Source organism: Pseudomonas sp. OST1909, from assembly GCF_015277575.1.
GTDB classification, from domain to species: Bacteria; Pseudomonadota; Gammaproteobacteria; order Pseudomonadales; family Pseudomonadaceae; genus Aquipseudomonas; species Aquipseudomonas synxantha_A.
In genome coordinates, this window is record NZ_CP063780.1 from 959,792 (window position 1) to 977,868 (window position 18,077).

Sequence of the window (18,077 nt, forward strand, 5' to 3'; positions counted from 1 at the left end):
CGGTAGCCTCTCCCACCGGCGAGCTGATTGCCGTATAACGAGTGCCACACGCGTGTTTGGTAATACAGGACCCACAATAAAAGCTGATGAAGACTCCTAAACGCATTGAACCCCTGATCGAAGACGGTCTGGTCGACGAAGTGCTGCGCCCACTCATGAGTGGTAAAGAAGCAGCTGTTTATGTGGTGCGCTGCGGCAACGAATTGCGTTGCGCCAAGGTTTACAAGGAGGCGAACAAACGAAGTTTTCGTCAGGCGGCCGAATACCAGGAAGGCCGAAAGGTCCGTAACAGCCGCCAGGCCCGGGCCATGGCCAAGGGCTCCAAGTTCGGCAAGAAAGAAACCGAAGATGCCTGGCAGAACGCCGAAGTGGCGGCGCTGTTCCGTCTCGCCGGTGCCGGCGTTCGCGTGCCCAAGCCGTACGACTTCCTTGAGGGCGTGCTGTTGATGGAGCTGGTGGCCGACGAGTACGGTGATGCAGCGCCGCGTTTGAATGACGTGGTACTGGAGCCGGACCAGGCGCGCGAGTACCACGCCTTCCTGATCTCGCAGATCGTGCTGATGTTGTGCACCGGCCTGGTGCATGGTGACCTGTCCGAGTTCAACGTACTGCTTACGCCGACGGGCCCGGTGATCATCGACCTGCCCCAGGCAGTGGATGCGGCGGGCAACAACCACGCCTTCAACATGCTGGAGCGGGACGTGGGCAACATGGCTTCCTACTTTGGACGCTTTGCCCCGGAGCTGAAGAAGACCAAGTACGCCAAGGAAATGTGGGCGCTGTACGAAGCCGGCACCTTGCACCCGGCCAGTGTGTTGACCGGTGAGTTCGACGAACCGGAAGAACTGGCGGACGTGGGCGGTGTGATCCGCGAAATCGAAGCGGCGCGGCTGGATGAAGAGCGTCGCCAGGCGATTCGCGCGGCAGACGATGCGCCACCGAGCAAAGTGCCGGACGAACCGCCACCGCCGCCTTGGATGCAGTAACTCAAAACGGCGCGTTCCAATGTGGGAGCTGGCTTGCCTGCGATGCAGACCCCTTGGTGTATCAGTGACACCGAGGTGATGCTATCGCAGGCAAGCCAGCTCCCACATTGGGTTTTGTGTTTATCCGGTCAGGCGCAGCAGTTGCCCGCTGCCAATTCCTTGAGTATCGGGCAATCGGGTCGATGATCGCCCTGGCAGTGCTCCATCAGGTCCTGCAAGGTGTCGCGCAGTTGCCCCAGCTCGCGAATCTTGTGGTTCAACTCGTCTATGTGCTGGCGCGCCAGGGCTTTTACGTCGGCGCTGGCCCGCTGCCGGTCTTCCCACAAGGTCAGCAGCTTGCCGACCTCTTCCAATGAAAACCCCAGGTCCCGCGAGCGCTTGATAAACGTCAGGGTGTGCAGGTCGTCGTGGCCATACACACGGTAGCCGCTATCGGTGCGATGGGCCGTTTTCAGCAGGCCGATGGATTCGTAGTAGCGAATCATCTTTGCACTCAGCCCGCTGGTGCGGGCGGCTTGGCCGATGTTCATGGGTGTTGATCCTCCAGGTCCTTGGGTTTCCAGGTTTTCAACAACAGTGCATTGCTCACCACGCTGACGCTGGACAAGGCCATGGCAGCCCCAGCCAGTACCGGGTTGAGCAGGCCGAAGGCGGCCAGGGGAATGCCGATCAAGTTATACACAAAGGCCCAGAACAGATTCTGTCGAATTTTTGCATAAGTCTTGCGGCTGATCTCCAGCGCGGCTGGCACCAGGCGCGGGTCGCCGCGCATCAGGGTGATACCGGCGGCGTGCATGGCCACATCGGTGCCGCCGCCCATGGCAATGCCGATATCGGCAGCGGCCAGCGCCGGGGCATCGTTGATACCGTCGCCAACCATGGCCACCACCCCGGTTTTTTTCAGCTCGGCAACGGCGGCAGCTTTGTAGGCCGGCAGCACTTCGGCGTGCACGTCATCGATCCCCAACGCCTGCGCCACGACCCGTGCACTGCCGTGGTTATCGCCGGTAATCAGGTGGCTGCTGATGTGCTGCGCCTTGAGTTGTTGCACCGCCTCAAGTGCGCCGGGCTTGAGGGTGTCGCCAAACGCAAACAGGCCCAGTACACGCGGTTGCGCACTTTGCTCGATCAGCCAGGACAAGGTGCGGCCTTCGGCTTCCCATTCCTTGGCACGCTGAGCCAAATCGCCTGCGTCCAGACCGGTTTCCTCCAGCAGGCGTCGATTGCCCAGCGCCAGTGGGCGACCGTCCAGCGTACCGGCAATGCCGCGTCCGGTCAGGGATTGGCTGGCGCTCACATCGGCCACGTCCAGACCTTTCTCTTGGCAGGCATCCAGCACGGCTTTGGCCAGCGGGTGTTCACTGCCGCGTTGCAAGGCGCCGGCCTGTTGCAATAAGAGGGCTTCATCGCCGTCCACCGCCGCCAGGTGCGCAATTTTTGGCGCGCCGGAGGTCAGGGTGCCGGTCTTGTCGAACACCACGGCGCTCACGGCATGGGCGCGTTCCAGGGCTTCGGCATCCTTGATCAGAATACCGTGGCGTGCTGCGACGCCGGTGCCGGCCATGATCGCGGTCGGCGTGGCCAGGCCCAGGGCACAAGGGCAGGCGATCACCAGCACGGCGACCGCATTGATGATCGCGGTTTCCAGCGATGCGCCATACAACCACCAGCCCACTACGGTGATCAGCGCCAAGACCAACACGGCCGGTACGAACACCTGGCTGACTTTATCCACCAGTTTCTGGATCGGTGCCTTGGCGGCCTGGGCGTCTTCGACCAGGCGGATGATGCGCGCCAGCACGCTCTCCGCGCCCAGGGCCAGGGTGCGCACCAGCAAACGGCCTTCACCGTTGATGGCACCACCGGTGACCGGGTCGCCGGGCTGTTTCGGCACCGGCAGGCTTTCGCCGCTGATCAGCGCTTCATCGGCATGGCTTTGGCCTTCCACCACCTCGCCGTCCACCGGGAAGCGTTCGCCGGGTTTGACCAGCACCAGGTCACCGTGCTTCAAGGCATTGATCGCGACGTCTTCTTCGCGGCCATCCAGCACGCGGATCGCTCGTTCCGGACGCAAGGCTTCAAGGGCGCGGATGGCGCTGGCGGTCTGGCGCTTGGCGCGGCTTTCCAGGTATTTGCCCAGCAGCACCAGAGCGATGACCACCGCTGAAGCTTCGAAGTACAGGTGCGGCGTCACGCCGGGGGCGGCGGTGAGCCATTCATAGATACTCAGGCCGTAGCCGGCGCTGGTGCCGATTGCCACCAGCAGGTCCATGTTGCCGGCGCCGGCGCGTACGGCTTTCCAGGCGGCAACATAGAAGCGCGCACCGAGGATGAATTGCACCGGTGTGGCCAGGGCGAACTGTATCCAGGCCGGGAGCATCCAGTGCAGGCCGAAGGGTTCTACCAGCATCGGCAGCACCAGGGGCAGCGCCAGCACAATCCCCGCCACCAGCGCCCAGCGCTCGCGGCGCAGGCGCCCGGCCTGGTCGGCTTCGGTGGCGGTTTCGCTTTGTGGCAGGGTGGCGGTGTAGCCGGCCTTGTCGACTGCGGCGATCAGTACGCTGGCGTCCATCTGGCCGAGCACTTCGATGTGGGCGCGTTCGTTGGCCAGGTTGACGCTCACGCGCTGCACCCCCGGCACCTTGCCCAGCGCGCGTTCGACGCGGCCGGCACAGCTGGCGCAGGTCATGCCGCCGATGGGCAAGTCAAATGTGGTGGATCCATTCATGAGGCAGTCCTCCAGAAGAAGTTGCCACTAGGATCAACCTTAACCTGTGGGGAAGGTCAAGCGTCTTCAGTATTCCAATGCGGCAGGTTTGAGGTACATGCCGTCCTGGCCCTGGGCAATACGCAATTTGCGGACATCCCCGGCTTTCAACGTAATGTTCTGCGCCGCTGGCGCCAGCATCCCTGGCTGGCAGCCCGGGGACTGGCCTGGCAATAGCTTGAGGCGCAGCGACACGTTACCTGCGGGCAGATTGAACGAGGTGGCTTGTTCCTGGAACAGGCGTCCGGCCAGTTGGTCCTGAAGATACAGGCCGATTTCGCAATTGGTGGGTACTTCCAGGCGTTCGCGGGAAATGATCAGCACCGCATAATCTTCAGCGGCGAGGGCCTGGGGCGCAGCGGCAGACAAGCTCATCAGGCCGGCAAGGGCAAAAAACGACCAGCGCATGGCGAATGCTCCATGGTTCACAGCGAGGAAAGTTGAAGCTTGGCCGACGTCGCCTGCGAATACCAGCCCGGCCGATTTTTTTGAAACTTGACCTTGCCATCATGGCAAGCTTGAGACTGGGTTCAACCTCATCAAAGGAGTCATGTCATGCAAATATTCAATGTTGAAGGAATGACCTGCGGCCATTGCGTTCGATCGGTGACCCAGGCGGTACAGAGCCAGGACCCGGCAGCGAGTGTCGAAGTAGATTTGGGCGCTAAAGAAGTGCGCGTGGCAAGCAGTCTGCCCTCGGATAAGGTCATCCAACTGATCACCGAGGAGGGCTACACCGCCAAACTGGCGTGATTTTTTCTGATCGTTAGCGACCTAACGTAATGTTCACGGCACCCAAGCGCGGCTAGACTGTCGAGCTGCCGACTCACTTGGGTGTCTGATGAACCTTCGCATAATCCTGATTCTGGGCGCCTTGAGCGCCTTCGCGCCGTTGGCGATCGACTTCTACCTGCCGGGCTTTCCGGCCATGGCCACGGCCTTTGCCACTGACGAAAAACATATCCAACTGACCCTGGCGGTGTATTTCGCCGGCCTGGCTATCGGTCAATTGATCTACGGCCCGCTGGCTGACCGTTTCGGTCGGCGCGTGCCGCTGCTCAGCGGCGTCACGTTGTTTACCATCGCATCCTTCGCCTGTGCCTACGCGCCGTCGCTGGAGTGGCTGATCGGTGCGCGTTTCGTGCAGGCCCTTGGTGGTTGCGCGGGCATGGTGATTTCCCGGGCGGTGGTCAGTGACAAGTGCGACGCAGTGGGCTCGGCCAAGGTGTATTCGCAACTGATGCTGGTCACCGGCCTGGCGCCGATCCTTGCGCCATTGGCGGGTGGGCTGATGGTCGGGGTGTGGGGCTGGCAGTCGATTTTCCTGGCACTGTCGTTGTTCAGCGTGATGGCGGCTATCGCCGTGGCAGTCGGCTTGCCGGAAACCTTCCCGGCCGATCAGCCGCGCCAGCCACTGTCTGGTTCGTTGCGCCGCTACGGCTCGCTGTTGTCGGACCGCGTGTACCTGGGCTATGCCTTGACCGGCGGCATCTCGATTGCCGGGATGTTTGCCTACATCGCCGGCTCCCCCTTCGTATTTATCAAACTCTACGGCGTGCCTGCCGAGCATTACGGCTGGCTGTTCGGTTCCAACGCCGCCGGCTTTATCCTGGTGGCGCAGTTGAATGCGCGGTTGCTGGCCAAGCGTGGCCCGGCGTTTTTGCTGTCGCGTACGGTGTGGGTCTACGTGGCGGCGGCGTTGACGCTGCTGGGGATTGCCGCGCTGCGCACTGAGGCGCTGTGGCCGTTGCTGGTGCCGCTGTTTATCTGCATCGCCAGCCTGGGCTGCATTTTGCCGAACACCTCGGCCTGTGCCATGAGCGGGCAAGGCGCACGGGCGGGCAGTGCCTCGGCGTTGCTCGGGTGTATCCAGTTCGGCGTGGCGGCGGGTGCGGCGTCGCTGGTCGGCGTGTTGCATGATGGTACGGCGATGCCGATGGCCATGGTCATCAGCTTGTGCGGCGTGCTGGCGGTAACGATTGCAATGTCGACCCAGCGCCTGCAACGGGCAAGGGCCACGCAGGCGCAGGTCTGATAGACGGGTCAGCCAGCGGCAGAGCGCTGCTGGCCGAGGGGGAAACGGTGGGGGGCCTGGATCCGCGCTTGCAGGGTGTCAACGAAGGCGCGGGCCTCGGCTTCACTGCGGAAGGTGATGGCTTCGCCGTCGAGACGAACTTGCCATAGCTTGCCTGGGGATTTTGCTAACGCTTTTATCAGGATTTTCATTGCTGACTTCCTCACGTAAAAGAATCGTGGCAAAGGCGGCCAATATAAACCCGAATCCCCTCACAAATATGACGAAGATCAACTCTCGGACTAATGGTGTCGTCCATTACCTACACGTATAACGGACGACACTGACAGCGTTTTTTAGAACCCTTCCAGCACGATCTTGCCCTTGGCCTTGCCGCTTTCCAGCAGCGCGTGGGCACGGCGCACATTGGCTGCATTGATCACACCGAAATGCTCGCCCACCGTGGTTTTCAGGGTGCCGGCGTCGATCAGATCGGCCACGCGGTTAAGCAGGTTGTGCTGCTCGATCATGTCGGGCGTCTCGAACATCGAGCGGGTGTACATGAACTCCCAGTGCAGCGACAGGCTCTTGCGCTTGAGCTTGCTTACATCCAGCGCCTTGGGGTCGTCGATCAACGCCAGCTTGCCTTGGGGTTGCAGCGCTTCCACCAGTTGATCCAGGTGATGCTCGGTTTGGGTCAGGCTGGCGACGTGGGTCACTTGCCCAAGGCCTGCCTGTTTCAGCGCTTCGCTCAGCGGCTGGCTGTGGTCGATCACTACGTGGGCGCCCAAGGCTTTGGCCCATTCCTGAGTCTCGGGGCGCGAGGCGGTACCGATGACTTTCAGCGCCGTGAGTTGGTTGGCCAGTTGGGTCAGGATCGACCCCACGCCGCCGGCAGCGCCGACGATCAGCAGGCTCTGGCCGTGATCTTCCTTGCCTTCGGGTATTTGCAAACGTTCAAACAGCAGTTCCCACGCTGTGATGGCGGTCAACGGCAGCGCGGCCGCTTCGGCAAACCCCAGGCTTTTGGGCATATGGCCGACGATGCGTTCATCGACCGTATGCAGTTCGCTGTTGCCGCCTGGGCGCACCAGGGAGCCGGCGTAGAACACCTTGTCACCGGCTTTGAACAGCGTCACATCGCTGCCGACCGCCTTGACCACACCGGCCACGTCCCAGCCCAACACCTTGGCGTCGCCATTTTCCGGGGCGACGTTGTGGCGCACCTTGGTGTCCACCGGGTTGACCGAGATGGCTTTGACTTCCACCAGCAGGTCGCGCGGGCCGGCCACGGGCTCCGGCAGCTCTATATCTTGCAGGGATTTTGGATCATTGATCGGCAATGACGTGTAGTAGGCAATGGCTTTCATGAGGGCTCCGGTAAAAGGTCTGAGTGATATAGCTAAGAACGGGATGGGCAGATGATTGGCTATTTCCTACGCAGATAAAAGCGGCTAAAACAGCAGTCTGTTTCAACCAAATTTTGATAATGGGCGGAATTCCATGCTGCGTTTTGATGATTTGCAGTTGTTTGTACGTGCTGCGGACCTGGGCAGCCTGTCGGCGGCGGCACGGGTGATGGACCTGTCACCGGCAGTGGCCAGCGCCGCGCTCAAGCGTATCGAACAGCAGCTGGGCACGCGTTTGCTGGCGCGCTCCACCCGCAGCCTGCGCCTGACCGCCGAAGGCGAGGGCTTCCTGGAGTATGCGCGTGCGTCATTAAGCGCGCTGGACGATGGCCGGCGCTTATTGGCCAGTGGCCAGGATCATGTGAGCGGCGTGCTGCAATTGTCGGCGCCGTCGGATTTCGGGCGCAACCAGCTGTTGCCGTGGCTGGATGAGTTCCAGCAGCAACACCCGCAACTGAACGTGCGCCTGTTGCTGGGCGATCGCATTGCCGACCTGTTCCGCCAGCCAGTGGACATAGCCCTGCGCTATGGTGAACCCGAAGATTCCAGCCTGGTGGCTCTGCCCATCGCCCCGGACAATATTCGTGTGCTGTGCGCCGCGCCGAGCTACCTCGCCCGGCATGGCGAACCCCAGCATCTGGAGCAACTGGCCCAGCACAATTGCCTGCTGTACATGCTCGGCAGCCGGGTGCATGACCATTGGGGGTTTTATGACGGCAAGCGCCATGTGAGCCTGACGGTCAGTGGTGACCGGTTCAGTGATGACGCCGATGTGGTGCGGCGCTGGGCGGTGGCGGGCATGGGCATCGCTTACAAATCCTGGTTGGATATCAGCACCGACGTGCTGGCCGGGCGCTTGCGTTTGATCCTGCCGCAGTTGCAGGGCGAGCGCACACCGCTCAACTTGCTATGTGCCCATCGTGCGCAATTGAGCAAACCCATCAATCTGCTGCGGGACATGCTCGTGTCCCGGTGTGCGACCTTGGCGGCGCAACGACCGGGGCGAACGGCGACTGGGCAATAGCCTGCGTAATGATCGGAAGTTTCACTCATGCCCTGTCCTGATCCGAGCTGTCGGAGGCCGCGGAACCTGCAGCGTGCGCACCTATACTTTGGCGTCAACCGCAGCAGAAAAATGGTCTTACAGGGAGTGAATACATGGAAGCAGCACCTTGCATCAGTCAGATCGCCAGCTTGCTTGCCGAGCCCAAACGCACGGCCATGCTCTGGGCCCTGATGGACGGTTCGGCGAAGTCTTCAGAAGAGCTGGCAACGCTGGCCGGTTTGTCGCCGGCGTCGGCCAATGCCCATTTGGCGCGGCTGACCGGCAGCGGTTTGCTGCGGATCGAGGCCCGACGTGGCAAGCGCTTGTTTCGCGTGGCGGCTGCGGATGTGAGTGCCGCCATTGATGCACTGGCCAGCACCACCATGGCCAGCGCGGCGCGCAGTACACCGCAAGCCTTGCCGCCGGCACTGATGGCACCGCAGTTGTTGCGCCGTGCCCGCTGGTGTCACGGCCATCTCGGCGGCGAGTTGGCGGCGCAGTTGTATCAACGGATGCTTGAGGCTGGATGGTTCGAGCGCCATGAGCAGCGTACCGAGGTTACGGTCAAGGGCGCGCAGCATTTGGCGGACCTGGGGATTTTTATCCAGGCCCTGGCAGCGCCGCTGGTGTGCGACTGTTTCGACTGGAGCCAGCAGCAACCGCATCTGGGCGGAGCATTGGGGGCGGGGTTGATGCAGCTGTTTCTGCAGGCCAACTGGATCAGCGTGATCAACGAGTCGCGTGCCTTGTCAATCAACGAGGCAGGGCTCAGGGAGATCAGCCGGCTGGCGGCACGTTAAGCGCGTCGTTCAGAGCTGCAATCAGGTCGCATCCAGCAATAGCCTGGACAAACGATGCCGCACACTCGCCAAGGGGATTTTTCATACGGGGGGATGCGGCATGGTCAGGCAGGGTTATAGCGCAGCGCAGCGGCTGGAACGGTTGCCCATCAGCGGCTACCACCGAGTCATCTTCATCATCATTGCCCTGGCGTTTTTCTTCGACTCCATGGACTTGGCGATGATGACCTTTCTGTTGGGCTCGATCAAAACCGAGTTTGGCTTGAGCACGGCCCAGGCCGGGTTGCTGGCCAGTTCGAGTTTTTTCGGCATGGTGGTGGGTGCTTCTCTTTCTGGAATGCTCGCGGATCGCTTTGGGCGCAAACCGGTGTTTCAGTGGAGCATCGTGTTGTGGGGCGTGGCCAGTTACCTGTGCTCCACGGCGCAGACGGTGGAGGCGTTGACGTTGTTTCGGATCCTGTTGGGCATTGGCATGGGCATGGAGTTTCCTATTGCTCAGTCGATGCTGTCGGAGTTGATTCCCGCCAAACGGCGCGGGCGTTACATTGCGTTGATGGATGGTTTCTGGCCGTTGGGCTTTGTAGCCGCCGGGGTGCTGTCGTACTTTTTGCTGCCGGTGATTGGTTGGCGCGACATCTTCCTGGTGTTGGCTGTACCGGCGGTGTTTGTGTTGGCCATCCGCTTCTTTATTCCGGAGTCGCCGCGTTGGCTGGAACAGGCCGGGCGCCACGAAGCGGCGGACAAGGTATTGCTGGGTATCGAGCAGAAGGTACGCGATTCCCTGGGCCGCGCCGATTTGCCGGAGCCGATGGTCCTGCCATGGGTAGAGAGTACGCCGGGTACATTCTTTTCTGCGTTCCAGCAGCTGTGGTCGGCGCAGTACCGCCAACGCACGATGATGATCTGGAGCGTGTGGTTCTTTGCCTTGCTCGGGTTCTACGGGCTGACGTCGTGGTTGAGCGCGCTATTGCAGCAATCGGGTTTCGCCGTGACCCAGTCGGTGTATTACACGGTGATCATTTCCCTGGGCGGGATCCCCGGCTTTTTGATGGCGGCCTGGCTGGTCGAGCGCTGGGGGCGTAAACCGGTGTGCGTGGTGACGCTGCTGGGTGGCGGGGTGATGGCGTTTCTGTATGGGCAAAGTGCTGTGTTTGGCGGCAATGTGGCCCTGCTGATCACCTCCGGGCTGTTGATGCAGTTTTTCCTGTTTGGCATGTGGGCGGTGCTGTACACCTACACGCCGGAGCTATATCCCACTTCGGCGCGAGCTACAGGTTCCGGATTTGCGTCAGCGATTGGCCGCGTAGGCTCGTTGCTGGGGCCGTTGGTGACCGGGTTGGTATTTCCGATAACCGGGCAGGGCGGGGTATTTGTCTTGGGCGCGTTGTGCTTTGCCGTGGCGGCGCTGGTGGTGTGGGTGTTCGGGATGGAGACCAAGGGCAAGACGCTGGAAGAGCTCACCCAAATCTAAAGATCAGCGCAAAACCTATGTGGGAGGGGGCTTGCTCCCGATGAGGGCGTGTCAGTAAACACATCTGTGACTGACCCACCGCCATCGGGGGCAAGCCCCCTCCCACATGTTGAGCAGCGCTTGTTCGGTTATGGTTTTACCAAACGTGCATCCAAGCTGTTCTGCGCCAGGCGTTTGGCCTGGTCCTGGGTCATGCCCAGGGAGGTGTGCAGCGCGTGGAAGTTCTCGGTGACATAACCGCCGAAGTAGGCCGGGTCGTCCGAGTTTACGGTGACTTTCACGCCACGCTCGAGCATGTCGAGAATGTTGTGCTGGGCCATGTCGTCGAACACGCAGAGTTTGGTGTTGGACAGCGGGCATACCGTCAGCGGGATCTGTTCGTCGATGATGCGCTGCATCAAACGTTCATCTTCAATGGCACGCACGCCGTGGTCGATACGCTGGATTTTCAGCAGGTCGAGCGCTTCCCAGATGTACTCGGGCGGGCCTTCTTCGCCGGCGTGGGCGACGGTGAGGAAGCCTTCGTGGCGGGCACGGTCGAACACGCGCTGGAACTTGCTCGGCGGGTGACCCATTTCCGAGCTGTCCAGGCCCACGGCCACGAACGCGTCACGGAACGGCAGGGCCTGGTCGAGAGTTTTCTCGGCTTCGGCTTCGCTCAGGTGGCGCAGGAAGCTGAGGATCAAGCCGCTGGTGATGCCCAGTTGCTGCTCGCCATCTTTAAGCGCAGCGGCGATGCCGTTCAGCACGACTTCGAACGGGATGCCACGGTCGGTGTGGGTTTGCGGATCGAAGAACGGTTCGGTGTGGATCACGTTCTGGGCCTTGCAGCGCAGCAGGTAGGCCCAGGTCAGGTCGTAGAAATCCTGGGACGTGCGCAGCACATCGGCACCTTTGTAATACAGGTCGAGAAACTCTTGCAGGTTGTTGAAGGCGTAGGCCTTGCGCAGGGTGTCGACGTCGTTCCACGGCAGCGCAATCTTGTTGCGCTCGGCCAGGGCGAACAGCAACTCAGGCTCCAGCGAACCCTCCAGGTGCAGGTGCAGTTCAGCCTTGGGCAGGGCGTTGAGCCAATCGTACATAGTTAAAATCTCATCAGGTGCAATGGCGGCATTCTACAGGCCATGGCTGAAATAATCGGCAAAACCTGACCAGCAGGAGAGTATTTGTGTCACTCACGCAAGAGTGAGCTGAACTAAGGTGTAACGAAACGTTAGCGGCTTGGCGCAGTCTGTACCCCATCAATGACTGATTCGCTGCACGAAAAGGCCCGTAATGCTCACACACCTCAAGCAAGAAAAATTCATGCTGCTGGCGCTGATTGCCGCCATTGCGGCTTATCCGCTGGAGCACTGGATGCTCCACAGTGGGCAACTGGTGGCCCTGCTGGCCGGTGCTGCGCTGATCGCGTTTATCGTAATGGCCTCAATGCGCGTAGCCCACCACGCCGAGCAGTTGGCAGAAAAGGTTGGCGACCCCTACGGCACCATGATCCTGACCCTCGCGGCCGTGTTGGTGGAAGTGGTGATCCTGGCGATCATGATGAGCAACGAGCCATCACCCACCCTGGTGCGCGATACCATTTACTCGGCGGTGATGCTGGATATCAACGGTATTCTCGGCCTGGCCGCCTTGATGGGTGGCATCAAGCATGGCGAACAGTCCTACAACGATGACTCGGCGCGCACCTACAGCGTGATGATCCTCACCGCCATGGGCGTGTCGATGGTGGTGCCGGAATTTATCCCCGAGGCCGATTGGAAAATTTACTCGGCCTTCACCATTGGCGCGATGGTGGTGCTCTACACCTTGTTCCTGAGGATGCAGGTAGGCCCACACAGTTATTTCTTCAGCTACAGCTACCCGGAAAAACGCCGCAAGAAATCAACCGAAGAAGAACACACACCGCCCGTTAACCTCGCGTTCTCGATAGGCACGTTGGTGTTTGGCGTGATTGTGATTGGCGCGTTGGCCGAGGTGATGTCCAAAACCCTGGATCTGGGCCTGGAAGGCACGGGCGCGCCGCCGGTGATCACGGCGATTGTGGTGGCGGCTATCTCGGCCGCGCCAGAAATTCTGACGGCATTGCGCGCTGCATTGGCCAACCGTATGCAGTCGGTGGTGAATATCGCGTTGGGTGCTTCGTTGTCTACGGTGATCCTGACGGTGCCGGTGATGGAAGCCATGGCGCTCTATAGCGGCCAGCCGTTCCAGATGGCAATGACGCCGGTGCAGACGGTGATGGTGTTTATCACGCTGATTGTCAGCGCGATCAACCTCAACGATGGCGAAACCAATGCCATCGAGGGGATGACCCATTTCGTGTTGTTTGCGACTTTTATCATGTTGTCGCTGTTGGGGCTGTAACTGTTTTTGATGACGCCGTAGACCCAATGTGGGAGCGAGCAGGCCCGCTCCCACATTTTGATCGGCGCCTGGCTCAGGTGCCGGCGATGAGTTGGCGAGCCGCCTGGGTGTGATCGGCGATCAAGCCTTTCAGGTCCAGACCTTCGACTTGGCCGTCGATCACCCGCCACTTGCCGCCGATCATCACTCGATCCGCCCGATCCGCACCGCACAACAGCAGCGCTGAAATCGGATCGTGGCTTCCGGAGAAACGCAGTTCATCGAGTTTGAACAATGCCAGGTCAGCCTGTTTGCTTACGGCTAATTCACCGATGTCCGTTCGGCCCAGCAACTGTGCCGAACCTTTGGTTGCCCAGCCCAGCACGCCTTCTGGGGTGATCTTTTCTGCGCCATAACGCAGGCGCTGAATGTACAGGGCCTGACGCGCTTCAAGGATCATGTTCGAGGCATCGTTGGACGCCGAGCCGTCCACGCCCAGCCCGATGGGCGCGCCGGCGGCAAGCAGGTCCAGGGTCGGGCAGATACCGGAAGCCAGGCGCATGTTGGAGCTTGGGCAATGGCAGATCCCCGTACCGGCGGCGCCCAAGCGTGCGATTTCATCCGGGTTGAAGTGAATGCCATGGGCCAGCCAGGTGCGTGGGCCGAGCCAGCCGACGCTGTCGAGATAATCCACGGTACGCAGGCCGAAGCGTTGCAGGCAGAAGTCTTCTTCGTCGAGGGTTTCCGCCAAGTGGGTATGCAGGCGCACATCCAGGCGGTTGGCCAATTCGGCGCTGGCTTGCATGATCTCGGGGGTGACGGAAAACGGCGAGCACGGAGCCAGGGCAATCTGAATCTGCGCGCCGTCACCCCGCTCGTGATATTCGCGGATCAGGCGCTGGCTGTCGTCAAGAATGACCTGGCCTTGTTGCACGGTCTGCTGCGGTGGCAGGCCGCCATCGGCTTCGCCCAGGCTCATGGAGCCGCGGGTGAGCATGGCGCGCATCCCCAGTTCGCGCACGCTGCCCACTTGCACATCAATGGCGTTTTCCAAACCATCGGGGAACAGGTAGTGGTGGTCGGCCGCCGTGGTGCAGCCCGACAGCAGCAATTCAGCCAGGGCGACTTTGCTGGCCAGGGCGAGTTTTTCCGGGGTAAGCCGAGCCCATACCGGGTACAGGGTTTTCAGCCAGGGAAACAGCGGCTGGTTGACCACCGGGCCCCAGGCGCGGGTGAGGGTTTGATAGAAATGATGGTGAGTGTTGATCAGCCCGGGCAGGACCACATGTTCGCGAGCATCGAACACCTGCGTGCAGGGCTGTGCCGGTTCTTGGCCCTGGGCCAGTAATTCGGTGATCACACCGTCTTGCAGCACCAGGCCGCCACGGGCATCGAGGCCATTGGCAGTGAAAATCGCGAGGGGGTTTTTTAACCAGATACGGGTCGCAGGCATTGGCCGGCTCCTCTGAATGATGGGTTCAGGTTTGCCAGCTCAGTGTTGCCCTGTCTGCTGATCCAGGGTCGCCGGGGAGGGCGAGGTGGCTAGATTACGTGTAGTTCATTGCGGGGTCTAGCTGTAGGAGCAGGGACAGGGTGGGAGGGGGCTTGCTCCCGATAGCGGTGGACCAGTCCACACAGCATTGACTGACACTCAGCCATCGGGAGCAAGCCCCCTCCCACAGGTTGATCAGTGTATTTACCAGGCGATGGCGTCGCCCTTGTAGTCCACGAAGTGATGGCCGCCCTTGCCGGTGTAGGCATTTACCTGATCCACCAGGCCGCGCACGCTGGTGTCGACGTCGATATGTGCGTTCTCTCCGCCCATGTCGGTTTTCACCCAGCCCGGATGCAGCGACAGAACCGTCGGCTTGTGGTCGCCCAACTGGGTGATAAAGCTGTTGGTCATTGAGTTGAGGGCAGCCTTGCTGGCCTTGTACAGCGCCAGGTCCGAACCGTCAGGAATGGTCACGCTGCCCAGCACCGAACTCATGAACGCCAGCACGCCGGTGTCTTTGCGGATCTGCCCGACAAAGCGCTGGGCCAGGTTGATCGGCGCCACGGCGTTGGTGAAAAACAGCTGGCCGACCTCTGCGAGGGTGGCGTGGCCTGGCTCCTGGTTCGCCGGGCCCTTGACGCCGGCGTTGACGAACAGCAGGTCGAAGGTGCGGTCTTTCAAGCGTTGGGCCAGGGCGATCACGGCTTGCTGATCGTCCATATCCAATTTCTCGATCTGCACCGGGCCCACAGCTTTGAGGGCATCGGCCTTGTGCGGATCACGCACGGTGGCGGTGACGTCCCAGCCATCCTGGAGCAGTTGCTTGACCAGGCCAAGGCCTAGCCCGCGCGAGGCGCCGATGATCAGTGCGGTTTTTGGCGTAGACATGAAGGCTTCCTTTGAAATCGCGGTTCAGGGAGTTCAGCGCATAACAGTAGCAGTTTCAGCGTTGCAGCAGGATGCGCCCACGGCTCAGGTCGGCGAGCTGGGTTTGTAAGGTATCGATGTGTGCCTCTGCCAGTGCAAGGTGTAGCTCTACGCCGTTGGCGGTGAAGGTTTCTTCCAGCACCAAACCGCCAAGTTCGGCGACGCGCAGCTTCACCAGATTCAGCTCGGAGAACCCACAGGCGCAGCTCAGGGGCACACGGCTGATCAGTTCGATGCGCTCGGCATTTTGCAGGCATTTGTTTGCGCCACCACCGTAGGCGCGGGCGAGTCCGCCCGTACCCAATTGAATGCCGCCGTACCAGCGGATCACCAGCACCGCGACCTGATCGAACCCCTGGGCCTCGATAGCCGCGAGGATCGGTCGCCCGGCGGTGCCACCGGGTTCGCCGTCGTCGTTGCTGCGGTATTGATCGCCCAGCTTCCAGGCCCAGCAGTTGTGCGTGGCGTTCAGGTCGCTGTGCTGCTCGAAAAACGCCTGGGCGTCCGGCGGGCTGGTGATCGGCGCCGCCAAGGTGATAAAGCGGCTTTTGCGTATTTCTTCACGAAACTCACAAAAGCCTGTCAGCGTAAAAGACATAACTCGCTTCGTTTATAGGGCCGGCTTGATGCCGCAGCCTTTGAGAATGATATGGATCAGGTTGGTGCCGGCGTCTTCCATGTCCTGCTTGGTCAACTTGGTGCGACCGGTGACTCGGCAGATCTGGGTGGCGAAGTCGGCGTAGTGCTGGGTGCTGCCCCACAGCAGGAAGATCAAGTGCACGGGATCGACGGGGTCCATTTTGCCGGCGTCGATCCACGCCTGGAACACCGCGGCTCGGCCACTGAACCAGGCGCGATAGTCCTGACCGAAATATTCGGTGAGGCATTCGCCGCCGCTGATGATCTCCATGGCGAAGATCCGCGAGGCTTGTGGTTGGCGCCGTGAGAACTCCATCTTGGTGCGGATGTAGCGCGCAAGCGCCACGGCCGGGTCATCCTCGGCGGTCAGCGCGTTGAAGGTGCTGTCCCATAATTCGAGGATATTGCTGAGCACCGCGATATACAGGCCCAGCTTGTTGGTGAAGTAGTAGTGCAAGTTGGCCTTGGGCAGCCCGGCACTGGCAGCGATGGTGTTCATGCTGGTGCCTTTGTAGCCATGGCGGGCGAATTCATCTTCAGCAGCCTGGAGAATAGCTTGTTCGTTCTTTTGCCGAATGCGGCTGGCGGGTTTACCGGCGTGGTTGCTGTGGGCAGGAACTTCGAGGCTCATGGAGGTTTCCGTGCTGATCGATAAAGGCGACGTGTGCACAGATAACCCACCCTCAAGCCTCAGACAAGTCCCGATGCAATAAAACCGTCAAAGCGGCTCCAGGCTTTCGCTTTGCGCTGTTGGGTTTGTAGCGCATGTACTCGCCTTGGCTTCCGGCAGCAACAGGCACAATACGATGGCGGTGAGGCCGCCGCTGGTGATGGCCGAGTCGAACAGGTTCTGTACCAGTGTCGGCATCAGGTGCAGCAAGTTGGGTTGAGCGGCGATACCCAGGCCGACGCCAAACGAGGTGGCAATGATCAACATGCTGCGTCGATCCAGCGGCGCCTGGGCGAGGATACGCACGCCGGCGGCGGCCACGCTGCCGAACATCACCAGGGTCGCGCCGCCCAGCACCGGCTTGGGGATTTGCTGCAGTACGGCGCCGATCAATGGAAACAGGCCCAGACAGAACAGCAGCACACCTATATACAAACCGACGTAACGGCTGGCCACGCCGGTGAGCTGGATCACGCCATTGTTCTGGGCAAAGGTGGTGTTGGGGAACGCGCTGAAGGTGGCGGCAATCATGCAGCTCACGCCATCGCCCAGCACGCCGCCCTTGAGCCGGCTTATATAAGATGCACCGCTGATGGGTTGGCGGGCGATCATGCAATTGGCCGTGAGGTCGCCGACGGTTTCGATGCTGCTGATCAGATAAATCAGCGCAATCGGCAGGAAAGCGCTCCAGTCAAAGTTGAAACCAAATCGGAACGGCATCGGCAGGCTGATCAAGGGCAAGTCGGGCAGGGCTTGGGGCACCAGTTTACCGCTGAACCACGCCGCGAGGCTCCCCAGGGCCAGGCCGATGATAATGGCGCTCAAGCGTACCCACGGGGTATCGGAGCGGTTGAGCAGGATGATTGTCAGTACCACGAACAGGCCGAGTGCCAGGTTCGCAGGGGCGCCGAAGTCTGGCGCATTAAAACCGCCGCCGAGGTCGGTAATCCCCACTTTGATCAGGCTGATGCCGATCAACGTGATGACGATCCCCGTTACAAGGGGGGTGATGACACGACGCAGTTGGCCAATGAAGCGGCTCAACACGATCTGTACCGCCGCGCCGAAGAAGCACACGCCGAAGATCATCGCCAGAATGTCTTCCGGGCTGCCGCCGCGTTGCTTGACTAGAAAGCCTGCCGCCAACACCGCGCCGAGAAACGCAAAGCTAGTGCCTTGCAGGCAGATCATACCGGCGCCGATACCATACGGCCTGCGTGCCTGGATGAACGTGCCTACGCCGGACACCATCAGCGCCATGCTGATCAGATAGGGCAGGTGGGCGGTGAGGCCGAGCGTGGAGCCGATGATCAGCGGCGGAGTAATGATGCCGACGAACGCCGCCAGCACATGTTGCAGTGCTGCCAATAGAGCCGGCAGTGGTTTGGGGCGGTCGTTGAGGCCGTAGATCAGGTCGCTGGGGCTGGCAGATTCTGGTGGCATGGCGGGTAGACTCGAGGCGGACGGTTCAAGGTCCCTGTGCCTTGCAAAAAGCTGTCCATGTGCTC

Annotated in this window: 18 protein-coding genes; 7 read left to right on the top strand and 11 right to left on the bottom strand. The window is 61.0% G+C overall.

Annotated elements, in window-relative coordinates:
• Positions 1-86 precede the first annotated feature (86 nt).
• Entirely contained in the window at positions 87-986 is a 900-nt protein-coding gene (locus IH404_RS04120; protein ID WP_005784460.1) for a PA4780 family RIO1-like protein kinase, read from the top strand.
• A 128-nt stretch (positions 987-1,114) separates the two neighbouring features.
• On the opposite strand, the gene cueR is transcribed toward IH404_RS04120, so the two are convergent.
• The 3 genes from cueR to IH404_RS04135 all read right to left on the bottom strand — a co-directional run bounded on the left by cueR (position 1,115) and on the right by IH404_RS04135 (position 4,161).
• Positions 1,115-1,516, bottom strand: a complete 402-nt coding sequence (gene cueR / locus IH404_RS04125) for a Cu(I)-responsive transcriptional regulator (protein WP_003188242.1) — start codon at positions 1,514-1,516, stop codon at positions 1,115-1,117.
• Entirely contained in the window at positions 1,513-3,714 is a 2,202-nt protein-coding gene (locus IH404_RS04130; protein WP_194439994.1) for a heavy metal translocating P-type ATPase, read from the bottom strand. Before IH404_RS04130 ends, cueR begins: the two co-directional genes overlap by 4 nt.
• Positions 3,715-3,780: 66 nt before the next feature.
• Positions 3,781-4,161, bottom strand: coding sequence for a hypothetical protein (locus tag IH404_RS04135; protein ID WP_032878074.1), 381 nt, complete (start codon positions 4,159-4,161; stop codon positions 3,781-3,783).
• A 147-nt stretch (positions 4,162-4,308) separates the two neighbouring features.
• Here IH404_RS04135 and IH404_RS04140 point away from each other — a divergent pair, with 147 nt between their 5' ends.
• On the top strand, positions 4,309-4,506 hold the full coding sequence (locus IH404_RS04140) for a cation transporter (protein WP_057010836.1): 198 nt from the start codon (positions 4,309-4,311) through the stop codon (positions 4,504-4,506).
• A gap of 88 nt (positions 4,507-4,594) precedes the next feature.
• Positions 4,595-5,788 (top strand): multidrug effflux MFS transporter, encoded by a 1,194-nt coding sequence (locus IH404_RS04145; protein WP_005784468.1) that lies wholly within the window; start codon positions 4,595-4,597, stop codon positions 5,786-5,788.
• Between the two features lie 8 nt (positions 5,789-5,796).
• On the opposite strand, the gene IH404_RS04150 is transcribed toward IH404_RS04145, so the two are convergent.
• Together IH404_RS04150 and IH404_RS04155 are read right to left on the bottom strand one after the other, a co-directional pair.
• A complete protein-coding gene (locus IH404_RS04150; protein WP_005784470.1) occupies positions 5,797-5,979 on the bottom strand; it encodes a hypothetical protein in 183 nt (60 codons plus the stop codon).
• A gap of 144 nt (positions 5,980-6,123) precedes the next feature.
• Complete coding sequence (locus IH404_RS04155) at positions 6,124-7,137, bottom strand: zinc-binding alcohol dehydrogenase family protein (protein ID WP_005784471.1); 1,014 nt, start codon at positions 7,135-7,137, stop codon at positions 6,124-6,126.
• Between the two features lie 133 nt (positions 7,138-7,270).
• On the opposite strand from IH404_RS04155, the gene IH404_RS04160 reads away from it, so the two are divergent.
• The 3 genes from IH404_RS04160 to IH404_RS04170 all read left to right on the top strand — a co-directional run bounded on the left by IH404_RS04160 (position 7,271) and on the right by IH404_RS04170 (position 10,492).
• Positions 7,271-8,200, top strand: a complete 930-nt coding sequence (locus IH404_RS04160; protein WP_194439995.1) for a LysR family transcriptional regulator — start codon at positions 7,271-7,273, stop codon at positions 8,198-8,200.
• A gap of 134 nt (positions 8,201-8,334) precedes the next feature.
• Complete coding sequence (locus tag IH404_RS04165) at positions 8,335-9,021, top strand: helix-turn-helix transcriptional regulator (protein ID WP_194439996.1); 687 nt, start codon at positions 8,335-8,337, stop codon at positions 9,019-9,021.
• Positions 9,022-9,121: 100 nt separating this feature from the next.
• Positions 9,122-10,492: an MFS transporter gene (locus IH404_RS04170; protein WP_194439997.1), complete on the top strand. Its 1,371-nt coding sequence runs from the start codon at positions 9,122-9,124 to the stop codon at positions 10,490-10,492.
• A 128-nt stretch (positions 10,493-10,620) separates the two neighbouring features.
• On the opposite strand, the gene IH404_RS04175 is transcribed toward IH404_RS04170, so the two are convergent.
• Positions 10,621-11,574: an adenosine deaminase gene (locus IH404_RS04175; RefSeq protein ID WP_005784479.1), complete on the bottom strand. Its 954-nt coding sequence runs from the start codon at positions 11,572-11,574 to the stop codon at positions 10,621-10,623.
• 193 nt (positions 11,575-11,767) lie between these two features.
• Between IH404_RS04175 and IH404_RS04180 the strand changes: the two genes are divergently transcribed.
• Entirely contained in the window at positions 11,768-12,859 is a 1,092-nt protein-coding gene (locus IH404_RS04180) for a calcium:proton antiporter (RefSeq protein ID WP_005784481.1), read from the top strand.
• Positions 12,860-12,932: 73 nt separating this feature from the next.
• Here the strand turns inward: IH404_RS04180 and IH404_RS04185 are convergent, their stop codons facing one another.
• The 5 genes from IH404_RS04185 to IH404_RS04205 form a co-directional block, all read right to left on the bottom strand.
• Positions 12,933-14,291: an 8-oxoguanine deaminase gene (locus tag IH404_RS04185; RefSeq protein WP_194439998.1), complete on the bottom strand. Its 1,359-nt coding sequence runs from the start codon at positions 14,289-14,291 to the stop codon at positions 12,933-12,935.
• Positions 14,292-14,534: 243 nt separating this feature from the next.
• Positions 14,535-15,221, bottom strand: a complete 687-nt coding sequence (locus IH404_RS04190; RefSeq protein WP_194439999.1) for an SDR family oxidoreductase — start codon at positions 15,219-15,221, stop codon at positions 14,535-14,537.
• A gap of 55 nt (positions 15,222-15,276) precedes the next feature.
• Complete coding sequence (locus IH404_RS04195; RefSeq protein WP_005784487.1) at positions 15,277-15,858, bottom strand: YigZ family protein; 582 nt, start codon at positions 15,856-15,858, stop codon at positions 15,277-15,279.
• Positions 15,859-15,870: 12 nt separating this feature from the next.
• Positions 15,871-16,530, bottom strand: a complete 660-nt coding sequence (locus IH404_RS04200) for a TetR/AcrR family transcriptional regulator (protein ID WP_005784489.1) — start codon at positions 16,528-16,530, stop codon at positions 15,871-15,873.
• 87 nt (positions 16,531-16,617) lie between these two features.
• Positions 16,618-18,012 carry a nucleobase:cation symporter-2 family protein gene (locus IH404_RS04205; protein ID WP_194440000.1) on the bottom strand — a complete coding sequence of 465 codons (1,395 nt, stop codon included), beginning with the start codon at positions 18,010-18,012 and terminating at the stop codon, positions 16,618-16,620.
• Positions 18,013-18,077: the final 65 nt, after the last annotated feature.